Below are 21,270 nucleotides of genomic sequence, written 5' to 3' on the forward strand. Positions count from 1 at the left end.
TAGATTTTTGAATGGGGAGAAGAGGAAGTCCAACCTATGGTAAATTCATTATTTGAGTACCTAATAGTAATAGTATAGCTTCGAGCGTTAAGGTAGTAACATCAAATTTTGCTGGTCTCAGTTGTGCGAAACAAACTAATGTACGCGGAGCTGCTCGCCTTTAAATTTAAAGTCACTACCTTAACGCTCTTTGCTATATGTGGTAAATAACGATCAAATTCTTGAGTTTGTGAGAGGTCTAGGTTTATCCCAAACACATACACAATGCATCCCGAATTTATTTCAGGAGCTTATGAAGTCCTGATAAGATACCGAAACAAGTTCGGGATGATTTTTTGTGTAGGATGACATCCTGTACTCGAGATTGTATAGGTTCAGCAACTTGGTTCCAGAATAGCTGAACCTATACAATGGCTATTAACTATTAAACTTGACTTAGATAGTTTGTTGAACAGTTTAGGCTAAAATACGACTTTTCTTAGAAGTCCATACCGCCGCCCATACCACCCATACCACCACGGCCTCCAGGCATAGATGATTCATCTTTATCAGATGGTTCATCGATAATTAGTGCTTCAGTAGTAATAATTAATGAAGCAACGGATGCTGCATCTTGTAAAGCTGTACGCACTACTTTAGTCGGATCAATGATTCCTGCCTTAAGCATATCAGTATAAGTCATGTCCTGAGCATTAAAACCGAAATGCTTGTCCTTACTTTCGCTTAATTTTCCAATGACGATAGCACCATCGACACCAGCATTTTCAGCAATTTGTCTTACAGGAGCCTGTAATGCTTTCTTTACTATATTAATACCAGCTTGTTGATCGTCATTTGCACCTTTTAGGGTATCCAGTACTTTAGCAGCATAAAATAAAGTGACACCACCACCAGCAACAACGCCTTCTTCGACTGCAGCTCTAGTAGCATTTAATGCATCTTCTACTCGATCTTTTCTTTCTTTAACTTCAACTTCAGTTGCACCACCGACTTTTAATACGGCAATGCCACCAGCAAGTTTTGCCAGACGTTCCTGTAATTTTTCTTTATCATAATCGGAAGTGGATTCTTCTGCTTGGTTACGTATTTGTGAACAACGAGCTTCAATGTCAGCCTTATTACCAGCTCCATCAATAATCACAGTATTTTCTTTGGAAATAGTAACTTTTTTAGCAGTACCAAGCATCTTGATATTGATATTCTCAAGTTTCATCCCCAGATCTTCACTAATTACCTGACCACCGGTGAGCACGGCAATATCGTCAAGCATTGCTTTTCTTCTATCACCAAAACCTGGTGCTTTTACCGCAGCAACTTTTAAACCACCACGTAATTTATTAACTACTAATGTTGCTAAAGCTTCTCCTTCAACATCTTCTGCGATTACTAGCAGCGGACGACCTGATTGTACTACTGATTCAAGTACCGGTAACATTGGTTGTAGACCTGATAATTTTTTCTCAAATAATAAAATGCAAGGATTTTCTAGCTCGGCAATCATTTTTTCTGCATTAGTGACAAAATATGGCGATAGATAGCCTCGGTCAAACATCATTCCTTCTACTACTTCAACTTCAAAGCCAAAGTTTTTTGCTTCTTCGACAGTAATAACTCCTTCTTTTCCTACTTTTTCCATGGCTTTGGCAATTTGTTCACCAATTTCCTTGTCACCATTAGAAGAAATAGTGCCAACTTGGGCTATTTCTTCCTGGCTACTGATTTTTTTACTGGCTTTCTTTATATCTTCAATGACAGCGTGAGTTGCTAGATCAATGCCACGCTTTAAATCCATAGGATTGAAGCCGGCGGCAACTGCTTTATGGCCTTCTCTAGCTATCGCCTGAGCTAATACTGTAGCAGTAGTAGTGCCGTCTCCAGCTACATCAGCAGTTTTACTGGCAACCGATCTCATCAATTGCGCTCCAAGATTTTGAGCTTTATCTTTGAGCTCAATTGCTTTAGCAACAGTAACGCCATCTTTAGTAATTTTTGGTGCGCCAAAGGACTGTTCTATAGCGACATTGCGACCTTTTGGTCCTAAAGTTACCTTTACAGTGTCTGCTAAAATATCTACACCACGTAACATTTCTTCGCGCGCTTTAGTATTGTATATAATTTTTTTTCCACTCATACTCAATTCTCCTTAATGAAATTTAACCAATAATGCCCATTATATCTGATTCTTTCATGATCATCAGTTTTTTACCGTCAATTTCTACTTCAGTACCAGCCCATTTGCCATATAGTACTTGATCTCCAACTTTCACTTCCAGTGGATCGACAGTACCGTTTTCTCTTCTTGTACCTTTACCAACAGCTATTACTTTACCGCGCATTGGTTTTTCCTTAGCAGTATCAGGGATAATGATACCGCCAGCGGTTTTTTCTTCTTGCAGGGTTGCTTCAATTGCAATTCTGTCATGTAGTGGCTTAAAATTCATTTTGAACCTCCATATTATTGATGTACTAACCTATATATGTTTAATTTAATTTAGTTCAAGAGAAGGTAATAAAGTTTTTTATAATAATTTTGCTAATTCCTGTTCGTAATAATTTATAATTTGTTCTAAATTAGCATTATTGAACCATTTTGATAATAAATACTTTAGGTAGTAACTACACTTAGCTTGTATAGTTTTAAGTTCATTGCTTAAGGCTAGAAGTAAACTAGATTTATAACTTTGGCAAAATTCTGGATTAGTTTGAACAAAATTTAAAATTGCTCGTAAATTATTGTAAGTTTCAAACATCAACTGGGCTTCGGACTTAGTAATATTTTCTGTAATTGAGATCACTTCATCAATAAAAGCAAATTTACTATATTGCGCACATCTAAGTGACAAAGACATATTGCAATTATATACTAGATCATCTGCTCCATTAATCTGTTCTAGTAGCTTAAGTCTAACTAAAGAAGCTGACAATCCTACATTACGTGAGGCTTGCGGACTATGCTCTAAAATTTCTTTGATTGGACAAGTTCTGACTTGTATGTAAGAAGGTCTATTAGAAGATTTCGTCTCTGAGAAACTAGTGCTGCTCCGCCCAATTGCGACGGATGCCGTCATTGTTTCACAACAATTGATTAATTTGATAGTCGATTCAGGTTGCAAAATCTCGAAACCTTGTACAAAATGTACATAATCACCATCGACTAAATTAATCGCTTTATTAAGACTGAGAGCTGGACCAATATTTTGCTGTGAAATAATTGTTGTTTTTGGTAATGTAGCTATACTTTGTTTTAATATTTTTAGTGAATTATCAGTTGAGCCGTCATCAATAAAAATAAATTCACGACGAAAATTACCGACAATACTTTGTAATGAATGTACTAATTTTTGAATATTATTTTCATTGTTGAAAATTAGTACGACATAACTACATTTTAACATATTTTTTAATTAAACCAGGTTACTATGGCACAATGTAGCGTGTATCACACTATGCATAATGCAATTGAAAAAACAGTGTGCATCTTAGTGGAAAAATGTTACCACAGCAATTTGAAAGTAGTGGTGCTGATGCCTAATCTTGAGCGGCAAGAACATTTAAACAAATTATTATGGACTTACTCACAAAAACAATTTATCCCGCACGGTAGTAAACTTGATCCATTGCCCCACTTGCAACCAGTTTATATCACGGATGAATTTGTAAATCCAAATCAGGCTACGGTATTGATCTTGGTTGAGCCAGTAGCTAGCCAATTTTCTGCAATCTTGGGTGCTCAAATTGAGGATCATAATATTTTAAAATTTATTAGAATTTGTATAATATATAGTGATGCAGAGCAACAAGCTACTGCTGATATTCAAGAAATCACCACAAGTTTAGCAAATATTGGCTACATTATTGAAATATATGCACAAAGTGCCAATGGAAATTGGGTTGCAACATAAGCTTGTCTTCAATTATAAATTGTTATTAGTTTAATATTAACTTATTTGGTAGTGACAGCGTAAAAAAAACTTGTTTAAATTGATTATTTGCTTTAGTTTCTGCTTATGATCTTAGATTACCAAACTAAGAACAATAATTCCCTCAATATTTAAAAGGTTTTTTATGAGTACAGCTAAAAAAGTAGGTAACGTTAAGTGGTTTAACGCAGCAAAAGGTTTTGGATTTATTCAGCCAGAAGACGGCAGCAAGGATGTGTTTGTACATATATCAGCTGTGGAAGCTGCTGGAATTCGTAGTCTTGATGAAGGTCAACGTATAGGTTTTGATACAGAAGATAATAGAGGTAAGCTTTCTGCTATTAATCTTCAACTTAAATAGATAATAAATGAGTTTCGGGTTAAGTAAGATTTAAGTCATTTGAAAATTGATGCTTTTATTATTAGTGACCCGTTTCAGGTAGAAATGTTTGCGAAATCTAGAGAATTCTATTTCACTCTTTCAAAATCCTTGTCCATAATCATGACTGTCCGAAGTTGAATTAAAAACACCGATGTCATCACGATTGTAAGCGTTCACAGGTTTTTATGATTGAACGCAAGTCAGCGCCTTACAAAGCTATAACCACCGTCTGAGCTGAGGAGTGGAACGACGAGGCAATCCAGAAAATAGCTAAAAAACATTGATTTCAACTGGATTGCTTCGTCGTTTCACTCCTCGCAATGACGATTTTTTAATCCGTAAACACTCACTCACGGCTCAAGTAGGGATCTAGTTTTTTTTCTCATCTTAGCTGGTAGAGTGTTTACTGTTTTTAGAAAAAGTCGTCATAGATTTTGTTAAAAATCGAAGCAATCCAGTCTTTATCAGCACTTTGGGCTGATTCCTAGATTGCATCAAGAGCTTGCCACTTCCCGCAATGACGGCATGAGAATGTCAACTAATGTTCGATTTTAAGAGCTGTGTAACCCCGTCCGCTGAGATATTTGATAGCCAAATAATGCAGTTATCAGTCAGTTAAGTTAATGTGGCTTCCAGCAGCAAAGCCTGATGACCATGCCCATTGAAAATTATAGCCACCAAGCCAGCCAGTTACGTCGACTACTTCTCCTATGAAAAATAAGTTGGGAACTTTAATGGATTCCATAGTTTTTGAGGATAATTCATTAGTATCAATCCCTCCAGAAGTAACTTCGGCTTTTTGGTAGCCTTCACTATCACTTATTGGCACTTGAAAATTATGTAATGATTTTGCAATAAATAATAATTGCTCCTTCTTAAGATCAGTAATAGCTTTATTAAAATTAGTATTTGATAAAGCTAAATTATCAACCAGACGGTTTGTGAGATGGTTTTTTAGATAATTAGTGAGAGTTTGTTTATTGTTTTTATCTTTGATCAATGCTTGTTCTAGATCAAAATCTGGTAGTAAATTAATAAAAATTTCTTCGTCTGTTAGTTGCTCTAAATATGATGAAATTTGTAAAATCGCTGGCCCACTTAGGCCTTTATGGGTAAACAAAATATTTTCAGTAAAACTAGTGTTTTTATAAGTTACTACTGAATGATTTGAAATCCCGCTCAATTTTATAAATAATTCTCTTTGTTTTTCTGCAACTATTAGCGGCACTAGAGCTGGTTTGCTTGGAATAAGTTTTAGTCCAAATTTCTCAGCTATGCGATAACCAAAATCACTAGCCCCTATTTTGGGAATTGATAATCCACCAGTAGCGATGATCAGAGCGTTACTTACAAAAACACCATGATCGCTATCTATTGTAAAATAATCGCTTTTAAAAACATCTATGATATTGCAGGCTAATTTTATATCAACTTGATATTTTTTGCATAGATCTAACAACATCTCAATGATTTGTTTTGAGGAGCCATCACAAAATAATTGTCCTAAAGTTTTTTCATGATAGGCGATATTATAAGATTTAACCAAATTGATAAAGTCGTATTGAGTATAGCTTGCTAGGGCAGATTTAATAAAATGAGGATTTTGACAAATAAAATTGTTACTACTGGTGTGCAAGTTAGTAAAATTGCATCTACCGCCACCGGATATCCTTATTTTTTCACCAATTTTGTTGGTATGTTCGATAATTAATGTTCGCTTACCTCTTTGGCCGGCATAAATTGCTGCCATTAAACCGGCGGCACCAGCTCCTACGACAATTACGTCATATTTATTATCGGATTTCTTCACAGAACCTAGCTCTGATTTAAAAAAGGTTGAGGATAATGGAGCAAATAAATTTTATAAAATTATAGTAGTTGTGAATTATGAATATTAATCGATATCTATATCTCAGTTACAATCAGATTATAAGTTCAAAATCTTCTTTTTCTGGAGTAAGACTAAAAATAGAATATTATAATTGTAAGTATCAAAGGTTTATCATTATGAAAATTATCAACTTAATGTTTTTACTACTAATTCTAACTTTTCCTAATATTACCTTGGCTACAGAAAAATTAAAGACAAATAATGCTAAAAATACGATAGCTCATATGCAAAATAAACCTAAACTACTATTCCTAGCAGGAAGTGCTCGCAAAGATTCTGTAAATAAAATGCTTGCATACAGCGCCTTTGAAATTGCTAAGGCCGCAGGAGCTGATGTAACCTTTATTAATTTAAAAGATTATCCTTTACCAATTTATGACGGCGATCTGGAATCGCAGCAAGGCTTACCTAAAAAAGCTATTGCACTCAAGAAAATATTTGCTGATCATGATGGAATTTTTATTGCTTCACCAGAATATAATAGTTCGATCCCACCATTGTTAAAAAATACTTTGGATTGGGTATCTAGGAGTAACGAAGAAAATGAACCTGCTAATAGAGTTTACAACAATAAAATAGTGGCTCTAGCTTCTGCTTCTCCTGGCGGTTTAGGTGGTGGGCGAGGTCTTGTCCCTTTGCAAATGATGTTGAGTAATATTGGTGTGATTGTGTTGCCTAAAAAAATTAGCATTTCAAAAGCATATGATAAATTTAACAAAGAAGGTTTGTTGACTAATACTGAAAATTATCAAGAACTTACGGAGGTGGTGATGGATTTTATTCGTATAACTACGGCTATAAAGAATAGTTGGCAGTGAAAGGGTATTATTTTCCGTAATTTACTTCCATAAGTACTTCATTATCAGAATGGTAGAAACCAAAATGAGAGTTGATAACTCAGCTGCAATGAGAGGTATTGATTTTATGATTATTCCGTAGCTCAACCATAATATTAGACTAATCCAATAAATTATATACATTGTGAATGAGATATCTTGTACAGAATGAGATTTCCATATTTTGATAACTTGCGGTAAAAAAGAAATTGTGCCTAATGCAGCGGCAGCAAATCCTAAAAATTCTTGATAAACTAATATATATTCTAAAATAGACCTCTTTCGAAACTCATTTACCAAGCTCCCAATTATATAAACCAGCAATTAAATTGAACCTAAGACCAAATCTTTTGCGTCTATTTCGATATTTATCAGCAATTATTTTAAAACGCTTTAACATACCGATAACATTTTCATTTAATACTCTGTCACTTGCTAAACTTCTATTATTTTTCTTATCTTCTTTAGTTAAAGCATTCTTTTTACTCTTTTTCTTTGGTAGCTCAGAATTTGTATGAATCTTCTGTAAGCCTTGATAACCAGTATCAGTAATCACTTTAACCTCAGGCAGTATAAGGGTTCTTGATTCTTTAAATAATTTAAAATCATGACGCTTACCATTGGAAAAAGAAGTGCATATGACTCGTTTGCTTTTCTTATCTACTACTATTTGAGTCTTTAACGTATGTCTTTTCTTTTTACCTGAGTAATAGTATTTCTGTTTTTTTGGGGTCGCTCTATAGGGCTTTCTGTAGCATCTATTAAAACTAATTCATACTCCATACCGCTTTTAACTAGAGCCTTCTTACCTGGAAGAGCAAAATCCGGATGTTTTATTAGAGTGTCTTCAACAAAACGAATTGTTTTAAATGCACTGCTTTCGCTAACTCCATAATTCTTAGCTATATGAAAATAGGTACGGTATTCCCTTAAATATTCAAGTGTCATTAATAGGCTGTCTTCCATACTAAGACTAGCTCTTCTGCCACCTTGGTACCTCCTATTTATTTGTTTCTCTGTCTTTAAAATCCCTACCATCTTTTCAAATGTACTATTTCTTACCCCTGTTAATCTTCTAAAATGCTCTTCCGATAAAATGCTTAAATTTTTATATCTCATATAGTTCTAAATTAAGTAAATTCGACTTTATAACATATTTAGTCCAGTTTCGAAAGAGGTCTAATAAAGTTCATTATAAATAAATCTCAGCTTAATTAAAATTATAAGTTTATCGTAGCACATAAATTATTGCAAAAGTAACAATTTTTAAAATATAAAGGTAGTGACTTTTTTTGATGCTGCGACTTGAGTCAAATTTTGACAACAAAATTATAAACCAGATATAGTTTGCAAGAGGTCTAATTTAGTAGACAGCCCCTTGTTTAGCTTTATACTTAATAACATTCAATTATTTATCAGTTTGCGCTTGCTTGTTAAACATAAAATGACTATTTTTGATTTGCTAGTGGCGGGCATGAACTTTATTCAGGTGGTCAGGTTCGAAAGAAAGCAGCCAAAATAAAATTAGTGGGTCGCTGCTAGCGTTACTATAAATCTTATGATTACATCTACATCATACATTTCTCTTGCCAAAAAATATCGACCAACAAAATTTACCGAACTTCTTGCTCAAGATGCATTAACTAAAATTTTAAGTTATGCCATCCAACATAATCGCCTTGCTCAAAGCTATTTACTGACGGGGATTAGAGGAGTAGGTAAAACCAGCTCAGCACGCATTATTGCTAAAACAATTAACTGTACTGCTCAAATGGTGGAACAAGAGCAGGTAGTACCTTGTGGTTGTTGCCAGAATTGTCAAGGATTTTTAAATAATACGCACCCAGATATTATCGAGATTGATGCTGCAAGCAGAACAAGTGTTGATGATATACGAGAAATAATAAGTAGTAGTGAATACAAACCTCTACTTGCCAAGTATAAAGTATTTATTATTGATGAAGTGCATATGCTGTCTAAGAGTGCATTCAGTGCTTTGCTTAAGACATTAGAAGAACCTCCAGCACATGTTATTTTTATTTTTGCTACTACTGAAGTGCAAAAAATTCCACTTACGATTATCTCAAGATGTCAGAGATATGATTTACGTCGATTTACTTTTAATGAAATACAACAGCTGCTACAACAAATTGTAAAACAGGAAAATTTATATTTATCGCAGGATGCAGTAAATACAATAGCGCATTTGGCAGAAGGCTCTGCTAGGGATGCTATTACTATATTAGATCAGGCAGCAAATTTATCTGATGGCAAACAGCACCAGCCAATTGATGCTGCAATGATCAATCAGATGTTGGGGTTAGTAACTACGCATAGTATAATTGAGATTTTGCAAAAAATTTTGCTGCATGATTTAGGTGGGGCATTACAATTAGTAGAGTATTTGTATAATAAATCCATGGATTTAGAAAAATTAATTGCATCAATCAGTGATTTAATTGCTTATTGTTGTAAGCAAAAAATGCTCAAGCATTATTCCAGCCCTTTGTATGAGTCCTACCAGCAAGACATCAGCAATATATTAGCCGATGTTAGTTTATCTCAACTTACCATTCTGTGGCAGATATTTAACAATGGGTTGCAAGATATAAGATCAGCACATAATTTACTCATTACTACTGAGATGTTAATAATTAAGGCAATTTACGCTCAAACTTTACCTAAGGCTGAAGATTTGGTCAGTCAGGAAGGTTTACCCAGGCGCTGAACAAAAAACCACTAATTATAGAATAACAGATTTTTTGGTATTTCTATATGGACAGAATGAAATAGAAATTTATTATTTTTTATTAAATCAAGCGGAAATTAAGTGTTTTGATGATCTAAAGTTTGAGATAGCAATAAAAAGTAGACCTCCTCACAAATTCGCTTCTGAGAGAGGATTTGAAGGAGACACGGAACGGAGAACCGGAACGCACTTTAGGGTGCGTGAGGATTCGAGTACTGGATCGACGTACAAATCATCCGCAGAAGTAGAGTTTGTGAGGAGGTCTAGTGTGAAACATGGTTTACTAAGTCATATTAGTCAATTACTATTTGCATGGACAGGGAAACAGTGGGATGTTGGTATTACTATACAACCCGAAATATTGACACTAAGAGATCAATTAATCAATGAAATAAAATTAGGTCGTGAGTGGAAGTTAATTACTAGCCATTTTAGATCAGTTGAGATTACAGACATATTACTAAATTCGTTCAAATAAAGCAGGGTAGATAATTTATGGTTAATTTAAATCAATTTGTAAAACAAGCGCAAACTATGCAAAAGAAAATGCAGGAAATGCAAGAGCAGATGGCTGGTAAAGAGTATGAAGGAAAATCCGGTGGAGGGCTGGTAGCGATCAAGATCAACGGGCGTGGAGAATGCTTAATGGTACGTATTGATGAATCTCTTACTAAAGTAGAAGAAAAAGAGATGTTAGAAGATCTGGTAGTCGCTGCTTTTAATGATGCTAAACAAAAGTTTGACAGTGAGTCGCAAGATTCGTTGTCAAATACCTTCGGTGGCTTAAGTTTGCCGCCGGGATTCAAGATGCCTTTCTAATTATGGTTGATTAAAAAGTATATGCGTAAAACAAATGAGGTAGAGCAGTTAATATACCTTTTTTCAAAATTACCAGGACTTGGGCAGCGTTCAAGTAGAAGGATATAGCTAAACCTCTATAAAACGGTTATAATCAAAGGGTATAATTAAAATAATTGTTATGACATATTCGATAGATTTTAGAAAGAAAGTACTGGCTATCAAAGAAAAAGAGAAGATGAGTTTTGAATCAATATCAAAACGTTTTGGAGTAGGAAAAAACACGGTATTTGTATGGACTAAAAAAATATCTCCTCTAAAGAATAGGAATAGAGCTTCGAAAAAAATACCGATTGATAAATTGAGAGAAGACGTGGTGCAATATAGTGACGCGTATCAATATGAAAGAGCTGAGCGGTTAGGAGTGAGTAAATCTGGAATACAAAAAGCATTAAAGAAGTTGAACATTACGTATAAAAAAAGCTTTAAAACATCCGAAGGCAAAAGAAGAAGAGAGGTTAGAATTTCAGAATAAGATAAAAAAGTACGAGGCAGAGGAAAAAGTTATTGTCTTTACCGATGAGAGCGGGTTTGTCCATAGCGCGCCTAGAACTCACGGATATTCGGCAAAAGGCAAGAGGTGTTATGGTGTTCATGATTGGCATCCGTCAAAAAGAACTAATGTTATAGGGGCATTAGTAGGTAAATCGCTGCTAACCGTGTCAATTTTTGACGGCAATGTTAATACAGTTATTTTTAACAGCTGGGTAGAACAAGATTTAATACCGAAATTACCTAATAATTCCGTGGTTGTGACAGACAATGCAAGTTTCCATAAAAGTCCGTATTTAAAAACTATGATAGAAAAAGCTGGTCATATATTGGAGTACTTACCGCCTTATTCTCCTGATTTGAATCCTATTGAACCAAAATGGGCTCAAGCTAAATCTAGAAGAAGGAAATATCGCTGTGACGTAGACACTCTGTTTGAAAAGTACATGTTATAACCGTTTTATAGGGGTTTAGCTATAGTATTACATTTATTACAGGAAAAAGAAGTAAGATTAAAGAATTTAATGGAAGGTCTAGCTCTTGCAGCTAGTAAAATTCAAATATGTGAGATTTGTCAAAATATTGATTCTCATAATATTTGTCAAATTTGTGCTACTTCAGATAGAGATAAAAGCATCATTGCTATAGTAGAAACTGTAGCTGAATTATGGGCTATTGAGCGAAGTGGAAATTTTAATGGAAAATACCATGTGTTGGGTGGAGCATTGTCTGCCAGCATGGGAAAAACTCCAGATTCTCTAAGGTTACCACAATTATTAGACAGATGCATGAATCATGGGGTTACTGAACTTATTATTGCGACAAACGCAACTCTAGAAGGACAAACCACCGCATATTTTATCACTGAATATTTCAGGAATTGTAACCTTAAAATTTCTCGACTTGCAAATGGTATTCCTATAGGCGGAGAATTGGATTATTTGGATGATGGTACGGTATCTTTAGCTATTGCTTTAAGACAACCATTTGATTAATATTGCTCAAGCTATTGACGAAGTTTATTGAATGCTCTCAATATTATAAAAAAAATCCCAAAACAACCTTAACTATTACATATTAAAGTGGTTTCCATCTATGAAAAATCAGTTGTTATTTTCCGAGTTGTTGGCATCAAAATTATGTCATGATTTTGCTGGGATTATAGGAGCTGTTGATAGCTGTACGGAATTATTAAGTAGTGCAGATGTTAGTATTAAAAATTCTGCTTTGCAGCTTTTATCGATAAATTCTAGAAAACTAGTTAGTCGCCTAAAATTTTATCGATATGCATATGGTAATATAGATTCTTTAGAAAATATCAATATCAACGAAATTCAAATGTTAAGTAATCAATGTTTGGATCTAGTGTCTCAACAGATAATTTTACAATTGCGTAGTAATTTACATCACACTATGCTGGATAAGCTGGTAGGAAAAATAATAATATGTTTGATTATTATAGCATTTGAACACATCATTAAAAACGGTCAGATTAATTGTCAGCTATCGATGATAAATAATAAGCTAAGCATTATAGTGCAAGCAATTGGTGGCTACCAGAAAATTGATCAACAGAAAGCCAATATTTTACTGGGTAATGAAAATTGGAATAATCTTAATATTCACAATTGTCATGAATATTATACATATTATTTACACCAACAAACACAGTGTGAATTGTTAATTACACAATCAACGGAGATGATACAATATTCTGTGCAAACAACTTTGGAGCAAAAATAAAATGACACAATATCGTATTGAAACAGATTCTTTTGGCAAAATCAAAATAGATAATAAATTTTATTGGGGTGCTCAGACACAAAGATCTTTAGAGAATTTTAAGATCGGTGGCCAAAAAATGCCAACGCTTCTGATTAAAGCCTTGGCTATACTTAAAAAATGTGCAGCTTTAGTTAATGCTGAATTAGGCGGATTGCAGCCAGAAATAGCCCAGGCAATCGTTGATTCTGCCTCTAAGATATTAACAGGAGAGTTTAGTGAACATTTTCCTTTGGTAGTATGGCAAACAGGATCAGGTACTCAAACTAATATGAATATGAATGAGGTAATAGCAAGTATTGCTAATGAGAGCTTGACTGGGATTTGCGGTGGTAAGTCTCCGGTGCATCCCAACGATCATGTGAATCTAGGACAATCTTCTAATGATTCTTTTCCTACAGCCATGCACATTGCAACTGTGTTGGGAGCTAAAGAGCAGTTAATTCCTGCTTTGCAAAAGTTGTATGCTGCTTTGGATGATAAAGCCGTTGTATGGCATCAATATGTGAAGATTGGACGCACGCATTTGCAGGATGCAACTCCAATTACTTTAGGTCAAGAATTTTCAGGGTATGCGACTCAAATAAAATTTGCAATTGATCGGATTGAAGGAGTTTTAACCAGAGTATATTTGCTAGCTCAGGGTGGTACGGCAGTAGGAACGGGCATTAATTGCAAGCCAGGTTTTGCAGAAAAATTTGCAATGGCAGTGGCACAATATACTAGTTATCCGTTCAAGACTGCGCCCAATAAATTTGAAGCATTAGCTAGCCATGATACTTTAGTGGAATTTTCGGGAGTGTTAAATACTATTGCAGTAGCTTTGATGAAAATTGCTAATGATATTAGACTATTAGGTTCAGGACCACGTTGTGGTTTTGGTGAATTATCTTTACCCGAAAATGAGCCGGGATCGTCAATAATGCCTGGTAAAGTTAATCCTACTCAATGTGAAGCCATGACTATGGTGTGTGCACAAGTAATCGGTAACCATACAGCAGTTACTGTCGGTGGCATGAGTGGTCATCTTGAATTAAATGTATTCAAGCCGATGATTATATATAATATTTTACAATCGATAGATTTACTAGCTACTGCTATGAATAGTTTTGTTGATCATTGTATTATAGGTCTTGAGCCAAATTTAGAACGTATCAATTATCTGCGAGATCAATCTTTGATGTTGGTAACAGCGTTAAATCCTCATATTGGTTATGATAATGCCGCCAAGATCGCAAAAAAAGCCCATAAGGAAGGAACTACTTTAAAAGCTGCAGCAATTGCACTAAATTTGTTAACGGCGGAGGAGTTTGATAGGTTAGTTAAACCCGAAACTATGATATGATATACTCGGTGGAAATTGAGAATTGCGTTGTCGTATCTAAAGATCTGCGTTCCTCACGTACTAAAGTACGCAGCTCGTACTCGACTTTGATACTCCTAGCACTTCTTCAATTTTGACCTTCGTCTATCACTCGCACATTTTCCTGGAATATTATTTTCTATTATTTAATTTAAAAAACACCAATACAATAGCTATGAAAAAATTAAAGTACTTTGGTTTTACCATTTTGGTTTTAGTAATTATATTATTATTAGCTCCTAAATTATTTTCCTTAAACAATTATAAGGAATTCATCGCCAAAAAAGTAAAAGACGCTATCGGTAGGGATTTACTGATTCAAGGAGATATTTCTTTAGATATACTACCAATACCAACACTTAAGGTAGAAAATGTAACTCTTTCATCTTTTACTGGTGCGCAAGAACCATCTTTTATAGCAATTAAGACTGTAAAAGTAGCGCTATCCCCAACTTCACTTTTTGCAAAACAAATCATAATTTCTTCAATAGATTTAATCAACCCAATTATTTCATTGGAAAAATCAGCAGACGGTAAGAATAATAGCTGGGAATTTTCCTCTAATAAACCATCATCGGTAAAAGAAGATAGTGCCACAAGCCAGGATACTGCTACTCCATTTATGGTAAAGTCGATTAGAATTAGCCAAGGACAAGTGCAATATTTAGATAAAAAGGCGAAAACCACTTTAAGTAATATCGATATAGATGCAAATATCAGTAGTTTTAAAGGACCAATAGATTTTACTTCTACTTTTGAAATTTTTGAAAAAAAGTTGGATTTAAAAGGGAAAATAGATTCGCTCACAGATATAATAGCTTTAATGGTAGAGCTTAAATTACTAGATAAAAAAATTATACTTAAGGGAGAAATCGATGCTAAAGATTTTTCATTTAAAGGTGATATTAGCAGTGATGGCGACCTCAAAAATCTAAATTCAATAGTACCTAATCTTACTTTGCCGGCAGGGTTAGCACAGGAATACAGATTTTCGGCTACGATTCAAACAAACCGTGATGCAATAACAATTAAGCCTATTAACCTGACTCTTGGTGCAATTCAGCTAAGTGGAGAAGGGAATTATTCTTTGAAACAAGTAGGGGCTAATTTATTGCTTGATGTTCAACCAGGCCAGATCGGCTTTAAAATTGAACCAGTAGATCAGAAAGCTGGCGGAATTTTTACCAGTAAAATTTACGCTGAAGCTAAAACTCCGCAACTATTTATGGCAGCTTTAAAAATTCAGTCTGTTCAGATAAGTCAGTTCCTAAGTCAAGCCATATCTTTGTCGGCAATGTTAAACTATAAAGATCAGGATTTACTGATACAAGATATTGTTGTTGATATTGCAAAAACTAAGGTCAAAGGCAAAATTGGCGCCCAAAATTGGAGCAGCAAACCTGTACTCTCTTATGATTTAAAAACTGATGATGTGTTAGCTTTAGCTCGGCTCTTTGGTATTAATTTACCGATTTTTCCAGGTCTAGTGCAAATAAGTGGAGAAACTACCAAAGATAAAGAGTTGATCAATACTAATACATCTATCACATTTGCACAAATGACTAGCAATATTAAAGGTGATATAGCTTATGGTCAGGACACTAAATCAAATTTAGAAATCAAATTGGCTGGTAACAATCTTCATAAAACACTGCAATTATTATTGCAAAATAATTTTAACTCATATTTAAAGGCATTTTCTTTTTCCGGGCTAGTACAAGGAGATTTATCTAAAGATATTAAAATTAAATTTAATTCTTCAATAGTGGCTAATAATGAAACCGTGACGATGATTGGTGATTCCTCGATAAATCTCATCAAGAATCTGCCTAATATTGCTTTGAATTTAGAAGCTTCTACTATTAATTTAGATTATTTTTTACCACCAGGATCACCATCTAATATAGGCTCTAACGCTACAGATCAAAGAAAAGTAGAACCTGACAAACGTTGGACAGAAGACAAAATAGATTTATCTTTTCTTGGTAAAATTAATGCTGATTGTAATTTAGCTATCAAGAAAATTGTTAAAAGTTCCTTTGTATTCGATAATATAAAAGTAAAAGTGAAACTAGCCGATCATACAGCAAATTTAGTATCTTTAACTGGTGATTTATATGGTGGTCAACTGAGTAGCAATGGCTCTATTGCTGCAGTAGCGAATCAGCCTTTCTCGCTAAATGCTTCAATAAAAGGAGCCAGGCTGAAAGATATCACCCCTGATTCTCAGCGTTTTAAAGTAGTACAGGGAACCTTTAATTTGGATACAGCTTTAAAATCTACTGGTATTAATCAAGCTCAATATATTAATAATTTATCAGGCAATATCAATTTTGACGGTATAAATGGACGATTAAACGGAATTAATCTGCAGCAGGTGGTTGACTCCTTAAATAATATTAAAAATATCGAAACTGTATTTAGTTCTTTAAATAATGCTTTTACTAGTGGAGAAACTGTTTTTAAAAAACTGGAAGGTAGCACAATTATTAAAGATGGCATTGCTCAGATAACAAAATTAAATGTAGAAATTCCAGGAGCTGCTGCTACTGCAGTTGGTCAAATTAATTTGCCACAATATTTATTGGATGTTAATAGTACTATTACTGTTGATATTAAGAATATGCCAGCTTTTCAGGTTCACCTATATGGTGCTCTAGACTCTATCCAGCACAAAATAGATCTAGATTCTTTGAAAAAATATATTATACAAAATGTTTTAGGCGATGTTATGAAAAATGTTAAACCTAAAAATTTACTTAAAAACCTTATCGGTGGAGAAAAACAAAGAAATGATCAAGAACCACCAGTACAAGGTACTGATCAAGTAGAGGAGAATCCTGACTCGAATCTTTCACCTAAGAAACCGCTAGAAAATTTAATTAAAAAAGGTTTAAATAAGATTTTACAATAGATCTCTCTCACAAACTTTAAAAGGTATAAAATATATGGCAGTTCCTCATTATGATTTTCATGTTTTCATATGTAATAATCAACGTGATCCCAATGCTGATAGAGGTTGTTGCCAACAAAAGGGGGCGGAGCAGTTAATTGAATATATGAAAACTGTAGTGAAAAAATCAGCCATAAATAATATTCGTATTAATAAGGCCGGATGCTTGAATGAATGTGAACGAGGAGTGAGCATGGTAGTTTATCCGGAAGGCAGATGGTATAGCATAAGATCAATCGAAGATGTGGATAGAATAGTACAATCTCGCTTTTCTAATGATGCTATTGTTAGTGACTTATTGATGAAATGATAATTTTAGACTTCTCTTACAAACTTACACGAGTTTTTTAGGTTAGTATACTACTCAGACGACTTTTTCTAAAAACCGTAAACGCTTACCAAATTTGTGAGAGAGCGTTCACGGATTAGAAAATCGTCTGAGCTGAGGAGTAAAACGACGAAGCAATCGAGTTAAAATCAATGTTTTTTAGCTATTTTCTGGATTGCTTCGTCGTTTTACTTCTCAGCTCAGACGGTGGTTGTAGCTTTGTAAGTCCTGTACTAACGTTCACAAAAAACTCGCGAACGCTTACACTTGTGAAAGGGGTCTATTACTATTTATTTCTCACGAAATGCTCTAAACATAACATCTGTAAGTGGATCGAATAAATAGCGAAGCAATGTTCTGGTACCAGTTACAATCTGTACTTCAGCCTGCATACCAGGATGTAATTCTAGATTTCTAGATTTTGCCACTTTTTCAAATTCATCCATATCTATTTCGATTCTAGCAATATAAAAACTCTCCGCACCAGGGTTCTTATCTTGTACGATATCTGGTGATATTGACATTACTTTTCCAGTAAATAATGGAGTGGTTCTAGATTTAAAAGCACTAAATCTTATTTTTGCAATCAATCCTGGGTAAACAGAATCTATGTTTTTGTGCGGAACTTTGGCTTCGATAAGTAGTGAATCGTTAGTCGGAGAAATTTCCATAATTGGATTACTTGGACTTATTACTCCTCCGATTGTATGGAAATATAATACGTTAATCACTCCGTCAACCGGAGATTTTATCACTATACGATCTAATGAATCACGTAAAGCGTAAAACTGTTCACGCAAGCTTCCAGCTTGAATCTGAGAATCTTTTAATTCCGCCAGAGTCTTATTGGTAAATTTATTTTGTAAATTGATAATTTCAATATCACTTTTAGTAATCTCTTGATAAGTTTTAGCAATTTCAGTATCGGTCATAGCGATTTCACTTTTAGCGCCAGCTTCCTTTGCTTCTAATTCCAGCAATGTAGCTTTCTGAACAAAATTCTTTGCATGCAGTGTTCGTGTTGCTTTTAGGCGATCAGTAATTACTTCCAAATTTTTAGCAAGAGAAACTTTCTTGGCTTCATATCCTTCAATTTGTTTATTCAACTGAGCAATTTTTTGGTGTAAAGATTCTTTCTCGGCTCGATACATTTCTTTTTGTGCTCTAAATAAGTTTTCTTGGGTATATACTGCTTTTTCAACCTCAGGAACGGCAATATCCTTGGTAAGAAATTCAGGAAATACTATTGTTTCTTGATTATCACGTTCTGCAATCAAACGACTTTCTGTAGCTAATGCAGTTCTATATTGGTGTAATACATTTTCATATTGCGACTTGACTCTAGTTTCATCAAGCTCTATCAATTTTGCTCCAGCAGTCACAACATCCCCCTGATGAACAAAGATATTCTTGATAATCCCGCCTTCTTGATGTTGGATAGTTTTTTTATTGGTATTTGAGATTAGAGTGCCAGTGGCTACTGCCGCACTATCAAGTGGTGCAACACTACTCCATATTCCACCAATTCCTACAAAAATGAGGATGACATATACACCAAATACAATCGGTGATCTAGCTGCTTGCGATACATCATTACGATTATTACCTTCTTTTTTGGTAATAAAATTAATGAAACGATCGAGAGAAACTGTCAATTTTTGCATTTTTTGCATAATTGTGGTCAAGGTCTTTTGTATAACTTGCTGACTTTTGGTCAGTTTCGGTTTAGTAGCCATACCTTGTTGTAACGCCATTAACTGCTGTAATTGTTCCATGGTAATTTTTGGCTTTGGTTCTTTAGGATCAGACATAATCAAAACATTATTTATTGTTAAAAAACATTATTTATCATTAATATGGATAGTACCACTTTTTAGCATTTTTACTCGATTCTGGATCTCATCCTGAGAACCATATGCGGCTACTGCTCCGTCTTGTACTACCAAAATTTTATCGACAACCGATAATACGGAAGGTCGATGAGAAATCACAATCACCGCAGTGTTCATTGCTTTTGCCTGTTTTAGCGCATTAGATAAAGCAATTTCGCCGGCTTCGTCAAGGTTAGCATTGGGTTCATCAAGTATTACCAGCTTTGGGGTATCATAAAATGCTCTGGCAAGTCCTATACGTTGCCTCTGTCCTCCAGACAAATTTGAACCGGCTTGGCCAATGTCAGAGTCGTAACCATCAGGAAAACGTAAAATCATTTCATGAGCTCCAGCAAGCTTTGCCGCCGCAATAACCTTTTCCGGTTCTGCATCTTCAAGCATTCTGGCGATATTTTGTTTGATACTACCGCTAAATAGCTCTATTCCTTGAGGAAGGTAGCCAACATGTTTACCAAAATCTTCTCTGTTCCAACGAAAAATTTCTCCATTGTCTAATCTTACCGCACCTGAAGCAGCCTTCCAAACGCCGACAATTACTTTAGCTAACGTTGATTTACCAGCAGCCGAAGGACCAATAATCGCTAGTATTTCTCCAGGTTGTACACTAAAAGATACTCCCTTCAGAATATATTGTGGAGTTGGCGGTTGCATTGCACCTGGAGGTGTAGGTAATGCATAATACACATTCTCAACTGTTAAATGTCCTTCCACATGTGGTATAGGCATGGACTCATCTCTTGAAGTATAGCTATTAAGCGCATGATTGATGTTCTTATAGGATTTCATAGCACCACTGATGCTTTTCCATAATTCAATAGCATTATCAAATGGTGCCAAGGCTCTACCAACTATAATAGAACTCATAATCATGCCTCCGGTAGTCATATCTCTACCAGCGGTATCTACTACTACGTAAGCACCTATGCCGGTAACTAACATCTGCATTATATTACGAATGAATCTTGAAAAGTTTGAAATAACGCCGTTACGATAGCTGGCCATAGATTGTTTGGATAGTGATGCCTGATTGAATTTTTGCCAATTCTTGGTAACATTCTTCATCATACCCATAGCTTCTACAGCTTCAGCATTCCTGCTTGCAACCTCTGCTTGAGTTAAGCTTTTTATTGAAAATTCAGTTGCTTCACCTAAAGTTTTATTAGTAGCTATCGCATTAAAAAATGCAGTAGATACAATTAAAAGTGCTCCAACTATTGTCAATATACCTAAATATGGATGAATTAAAAAAATTACAATAATATAAATAATACTCCACGGTGCATCAAATAATGTATTAATTCCAGTGCTGGTAAGAAAAGTCTTAACGGTTTGAAAATCTCTCAGTAATTGACTAGCATTAATTGGCACTCTGGTTGCAGATGCCGATATTGCGTGACCAAATAAGGCGGGTGAGAGGTTGTTATCTAACCATTCTCCTACTTTGATCAAGGTAAATGATCTAGCTATTTGCAACAACCCATATACAAAATAGACAATACCAATAATAACTGATAACATTAGCAAAGTGTGAAGGCTGCCGCTACCAATCACTCGATCTAATACCTGTAGTGAGTATAGAGGCGTGATTAGCATTAGGAGATTAATTACAAAAGCGAACCAGAAGGTTATCCAGAAGACATCTTTACATTTTTTAATGGCTCTGGTGAAGAGGTTAAGGTTTTTATCAAGAACGTCTACATCAATGGGATTATTTTGCATAGCTTTTACTTTTTATTATAACATTAAATTAGTTAACAACACACTAATTAATTAAGACAACTAACTGAAACTATCTAATTAATATTACTAATTATTAACTATTAA

General features: G+C 34.7%; 20 protein-coding genes, 1 other RNA gene and 2 pseudogenes. 15 read left to right on the forward strand and 8 right to left on the reverse strand.

Annotated elements, in window-relative coordinates; all coding sequences use genetic code 11:
- Nucleotides 1–478 precede the first annotated feature (478 nt).
- The 3 genes from groL to R2I74_RS07080 form a co-directional block, all read right to left on the reverse strand.
- Nucleotides 479–2,131: a chaperonin GroEL gene (gene groL, locus R2I74_RS07070; RefSeq protein WP_316354897.1), complete on the reverse strand. Its 1,653-nt coding sequence runs from the start codon at nucleotides 2,129–2,131 to the stop codon at nucleotides 479–481.
- A gap of 22 nt (nucleotides 2,132–2,153) precedes the next feature.
- Entirely contained in the window at nucleotides 2,154–2,441 is a 288-nt protein-coding gene (gene groES, locus R2I74_RS07075) for a co-chaperone GroES (RefSeq protein WP_316354899.1), read from the reverse strand.
- A gap of 78 nt (nucleotides 2,442–2,519) precedes the next feature.
- Nucleotides 2,520–3,395 (reverse strand): glycosyltransferase family 2 protein, encoded by an 876-nt coding sequence (locus R2I74_RS07080; RefSeq protein ID WP_316354901.1) that lies wholly within the window; start codon nucleotides 3,393–3,395, stop codon nucleotides 2,520–2,522.
- 24 nt (nucleotides 3,396–3,419) lie between these two features.
- Here R2I74_RS07080 and R2I74_RS07085 point away from each other — a divergent pair, with 24 nt between their 5' ends.
- Both R2I74_RS07085 and R2I74_RS07090 read left to right on the forward strand, forming a co-directional pair.
- Nucleotides 3,420–3,902 carry a DNA polymerase III subunit chi gene (locus R2I74_RS07085; RefSeq protein ID WP_316354903.1) on the forward strand — a complete coding sequence of 161 codons (483 nt, stop codon included), beginning with the start codon at nucleotides 3,420–3,422 and terminating at the stop codon, nucleotides 3,900–3,902.
- A gap of 163 nt (nucleotides 3,903–4,065) precedes the next feature.
- Nucleotides 4,066–4,281 (forward strand): cold-shock protein, encoded by a 216-nt coding sequence (locus R2I74_RS07090; RefSeq protein ID WP_316354905.1) that lies wholly within the window; start codon nucleotides 4,066–4,068, stop codon nucleotides 4,279–4,281.
- Nucleotides 4,282–4,909: 628 nt separating this feature from the next.
- Here R2I74_RS07090 and R2I74_RS07095 read toward each other — a convergent pair.
- Nucleotides 4,910–6,112: a BaiN/RdsA family NAD(P)/FAD-dependent oxidoreductase gene (locus tag R2I74_RS07095; RefSeq protein ID WP_316354909.1), complete on the reverse strand. Its 1,203-nt coding sequence runs from the start codon at nucleotides 6,110–6,112 to the stop codon at nucleotides 4,910–4,912.
- 197 nt (nucleotides 6,113–6,309) lie between these two features.
- Here R2I74_RS07095 and R2I74_RS07100 point away from each other — a divergent pair, with 197 nt between their 5' ends.
- On the forward strand, nucleotides 6,310–7,011 hold the full coding sequence (locus R2I74_RS07100) for an NADPH-dependent FMN reductase (protein WP_316354912.1): 702 nt from the start codon (nucleotides 6,310–6,312) through the stop codon (nucleotides 7,009–7,011).
- 21 nt (nucleotides 7,012–7,032) lie between these two features.
- On the opposite strand, the gene R2I74_RS08235 is transcribed toward R2I74_RS07100, so the two are convergent.
- Nucleotides 7,033–7,353 carry a SemiSWEET transporter gene (locus R2I74_RS08235; RefSeq protein ID WP_394355833.1) on the reverse strand — a complete coding sequence of 107 codons (321 nt, stop codon included), beginning with the start codon at nucleotides 7,351–7,353 and terminating at the stop codon, nucleotides 7,033–7,035.
- Nucleotides 7,319–8,148 (reverse strand): IS5 family transposase gene (locus R2I74_RS07105; protein WP_316354915.1). Its coding sequence is split into 2 segments (ribosomal slippage): nucleotides 7,319–7,758 and nucleotides 7,758–8,148, totalling 831 coding nucleotides; the frame shifts between segments, so codons are not numbered across the junction. The genes R2I74_RS08235 and R2I74_RS07105 overlap by 35 nt, the downstream gene beginning before the upstream one ends.
- A gap of 338 nt (nucleotides 8,149–8,486) precedes the next feature.
- Here R2I74_RS07105 and ffs point away from each other — a divergent pair.
- The 12 genes and pseudogenes from ffs to R2I74_RS07165 all read left to right on the forward strand — a co-directional run bounded on the left by ffs (nucleotide 8,487) and on the right by R2I74_RS07165 (nucleotide 17,536).
- An RNA gene (ffs, locus tag R2I74_RS07110) (signal recognition particle sRNA small type) lies at nucleotides 8,487–8,579 on the forward strand.
- Nucleotides 8,580–8,587: 8 nt separating this feature from the next.
- A complete protein-coding gene (gene dnaX, locus R2I74_RS07115) occupies nucleotides 8,588–9,757 on the forward strand; it encodes a DNA polymerase III subunit gamma/tau (RefSeq protein WP_316354918.1) in 1,170 nt (389 codons plus the stop codon).
- Nucleotides 9,758–9,791: 34 nt separating this feature from the next.
- On the forward strand, nucleotides 9,792–10,256 hold the full coding sequence (locus R2I74_RS07120; protein ID WP_316354919.1) for a palindromic element RPE1 domain-containing protein: 465 nt from the start codon (nucleotides 9,792–9,794) through the stop codon (nucleotides 10,254–10,256).
- A 17-nt stretch (nucleotides 10,257–10,273) separates the two neighbouring features.
- Nucleotides 10,274–10,597 carry a YbaB/EbfC family nucleoid-associated protein gene (locus R2I74_RS07125; protein ID WP_316354921.1) on the forward strand — a complete coding sequence of 108 codons (324 nt, stop codon included), beginning with the start codon at nucleotides 10,274–10,276 and terminating at the stop codon, nucleotides 10,595–10,597.
- 21 nt (nucleotides 10,598–10,618) lie between these two features.
- Nucleotides 10,619–10,702, forward strand: a pseudogene (locus tag R2I74_RS07130) (recombination mediator RecR); the annotation flags it as partial.
- 55 nt (nucleotides 10,703–10,757) lie between these two features.
- The gene (locus tag R2I74_RS07135; protein ID WP_316353116.1) at nucleotides 10,758–11,111 is read left to right on the forward strand and encodes an IS630 transposase-related protein; all 354 of its coding nucleotides are present in this window, start codon (nucleotides 10,758–10,760) and stop codon (nucleotides 11,109–11,111) included.
- A 1-nt stretch (nucleotide 11,112) separates the two neighbouring features.
- A complete protein-coding gene (locus R2I74_RS07140) occupies nucleotides 11,113–11,583 on the forward strand; it encodes an IS630 family transposase (RefSeq protein WP_316355238.1) in 471 nt (156 codons plus the stop codon).
- A gap of 21 nt (nucleotides 11,584–11,604) precedes the next feature.
- A pseudogene (locus tag R2I74_RS07145) lies at nucleotides 11,605–12,123 on the forward strand (recombination mediator RecR); the annotation flags it as partial.
- A 100-nt stretch (nucleotides 12,124–12,223) separates the two neighbouring features.
- On the forward strand, nucleotides 12,224–12,871 hold the full coding sequence (locus R2I74_RS07150; RefSeq protein WP_316354924.1) for a histidine phosphotransferase family protein: 648 nt from the start codon (nucleotides 12,224–12,226) through the stop codon (nucleotides 12,869–12,871).
- Between the two features lies 1 nt (nucleotide 12,872).
- Nucleotides 12,873–14,255 carry a class II fumarate hydratase gene (gene fumC, locus R2I74_RS07155; RefSeq protein WP_316354926.1) on the forward strand — a complete coding sequence of 461 codons (1,383 nt, stop codon included), beginning with the start codon at nucleotides 12,873–12,875 and terminating at the stop codon, nucleotides 14,253–14,255.
- 193 nt (nucleotides 14,256–14,448) lie between these two features.
- Nucleotides 14,449–17,187, forward strand: a complete 2,739-nt coding sequence (locus tag R2I74_RS07160) for an AsmA family protein (RefSeq protein ID WP_316354930.1) — start codon at nucleotides 14,449–14,451, stop codon at nucleotides 17,185–17,187.
- Nucleotides 17,188–17,221: 34 nt separating this feature from the next.
- Nucleotides 17,222–17,536 (forward strand): (2Fe-2S) ferredoxin domain-containing protein, encoded by a 315-nt coding sequence (locus R2I74_RS07165; protein WP_316354931.1) that lies wholly within the window; start codon nucleotides 17,222–17,224, stop codon nucleotides 17,534–17,536.
- Between the two features lie 308 nt (nucleotides 17,537–17,844).
- Here the strand turns inward: R2I74_RS07165 and R2I74_RS07170 are convergent, their stop codons facing one another.
- Both R2I74_RS07170 and R2I74_RS07175 read right to left on the reverse strand, forming a co-directional pair.
- Entirely contained in the window at nucleotides 17,845–19,365 is a 1,521-nt protein-coding gene (locus R2I74_RS07170; RefSeq protein WP_316354933.1) for an HlyD family type I secretion periplasmic adaptor subunit, read from the reverse strand.
- A 30-nt stretch (nucleotides 19,366–19,395) separates the two neighbouring features.
- A complete protein-coding gene (locus R2I74_RS07175) occupies nucleotides 19,396–21,165 on the reverse strand; it encodes a type I secretion system permease/ATPase (protein ID WP_316354934.1) in 1,770 nt (589 codons plus the stop codon).
- Nucleotides 21,166–21,270 lie beyond the last annotated feature (105 nt).

This window comes from Candidatus Trichorickettsia mobilis (assembly GCF_963422225.1).
In the GTDB taxonomy this organism is placed as follows: Bacteria; Pseudomonadota; Alphaproteobacteria; order Rickettsiales; family Rickettsiaceae; genus Trichorickettsia; species Trichorickettsia mobilis_B.

Coding starts and splice junctions, on each gene's coding strand:
- groL (WP_316354897.1), bottom strand. CDS start 2,131: ATGAGTGGAAAAAAAATTATATACAATACTAAAGCGCGCGAAGAAATG.
- groES (WP_316354899.1), bottom strand. CDS start 2,441: ATGAATTTTAAGCCACTACATGACAGAATTGCAATTGAAGCAACCCTG.
- R2I74_RS07080 (WP_316354901.1), bottom strand. CDS start 3,395: ATGTTAAAATGTAGTTATGTCGTACTAATTTTCAACAATGAAAATAAT.
- R2I74_RS07085 (WP_316354903.1), top strand. CDS start 3,420: ATGGCACAATGTAGCGTGTATCACACTATGCATAATGCAATTGAAAAA.
- R2I74_RS07090 (WP_316354905.1), top strand. CDS start 4,066: ATGAGTACAGCTAAAAAAGTAGGTAACGTTAAGTGGTTTAACGCAGCA.
- R2I74_RS07100 (WP_316354912.1), top strand. CDS start 6,310: ATGAAAATTATCAACTTAATGTTTTTACTACTAATTCTAACTTTTCCT.
- dnaX (WP_316354918.1), top strand. CDS start 8,588: ATGATTACATCTACATCATACATTTCTCTTGCCAAAAAATATCGACCA.
- R2I74_RS07125 (WP_316354921.1), top strand. CDS start 10,274: ATGGTTAATTTAAATCAATTTGTAAAACAAGCGCAAACTATGCAAAAG.
- R2I74_RS07135 (WP_316353116.1), top strand. CDS start 10,758: ATGACATATTCGATAGATTTTAGAAAGAAAGTACTGGCTATCAAAGAA.
- R2I74_RS07150 (WP_316354924.1), top strand. CDS start 12,224: ATGAAAAATCAGTTGTTATTTTCCGAGTTGTTGGCATCAAAATTATGT.
- fumC (WP_316354926.1), top strand. CDS start 12,873: ATGACACAATATCGTATTGAAACAGATTCTTTTGGCAAAATCAAAATA.
- R2I74_RS07160 (WP_316354930.1), top strand. CDS start 14,449: ATGAAAAAATTAAAGTACTTTGGTTTTACCATTTTGGTTTTAGTAATT.
- R2I74_RS07165 (WP_316354931.1), top strand. CDS start 17,222: ATGGCAGTTCCTCATTATGATTTTCATGTTTTCATATGTAATAATCAA.
- R2I74_RS07170 (WP_316354933.1), bottom strand. CDS start 19,365: ATGTCTGATCCTAAAGAACCAAAGCCAAAAATTACCATGGAACAATTA.
- R2I74_RS07175 (WP_316354934.1), bottom strand. CDS start 21,165: ATGCAAAATAATCCCATTGATGTAGACGTTCTTGATAAAAACCTTAAC.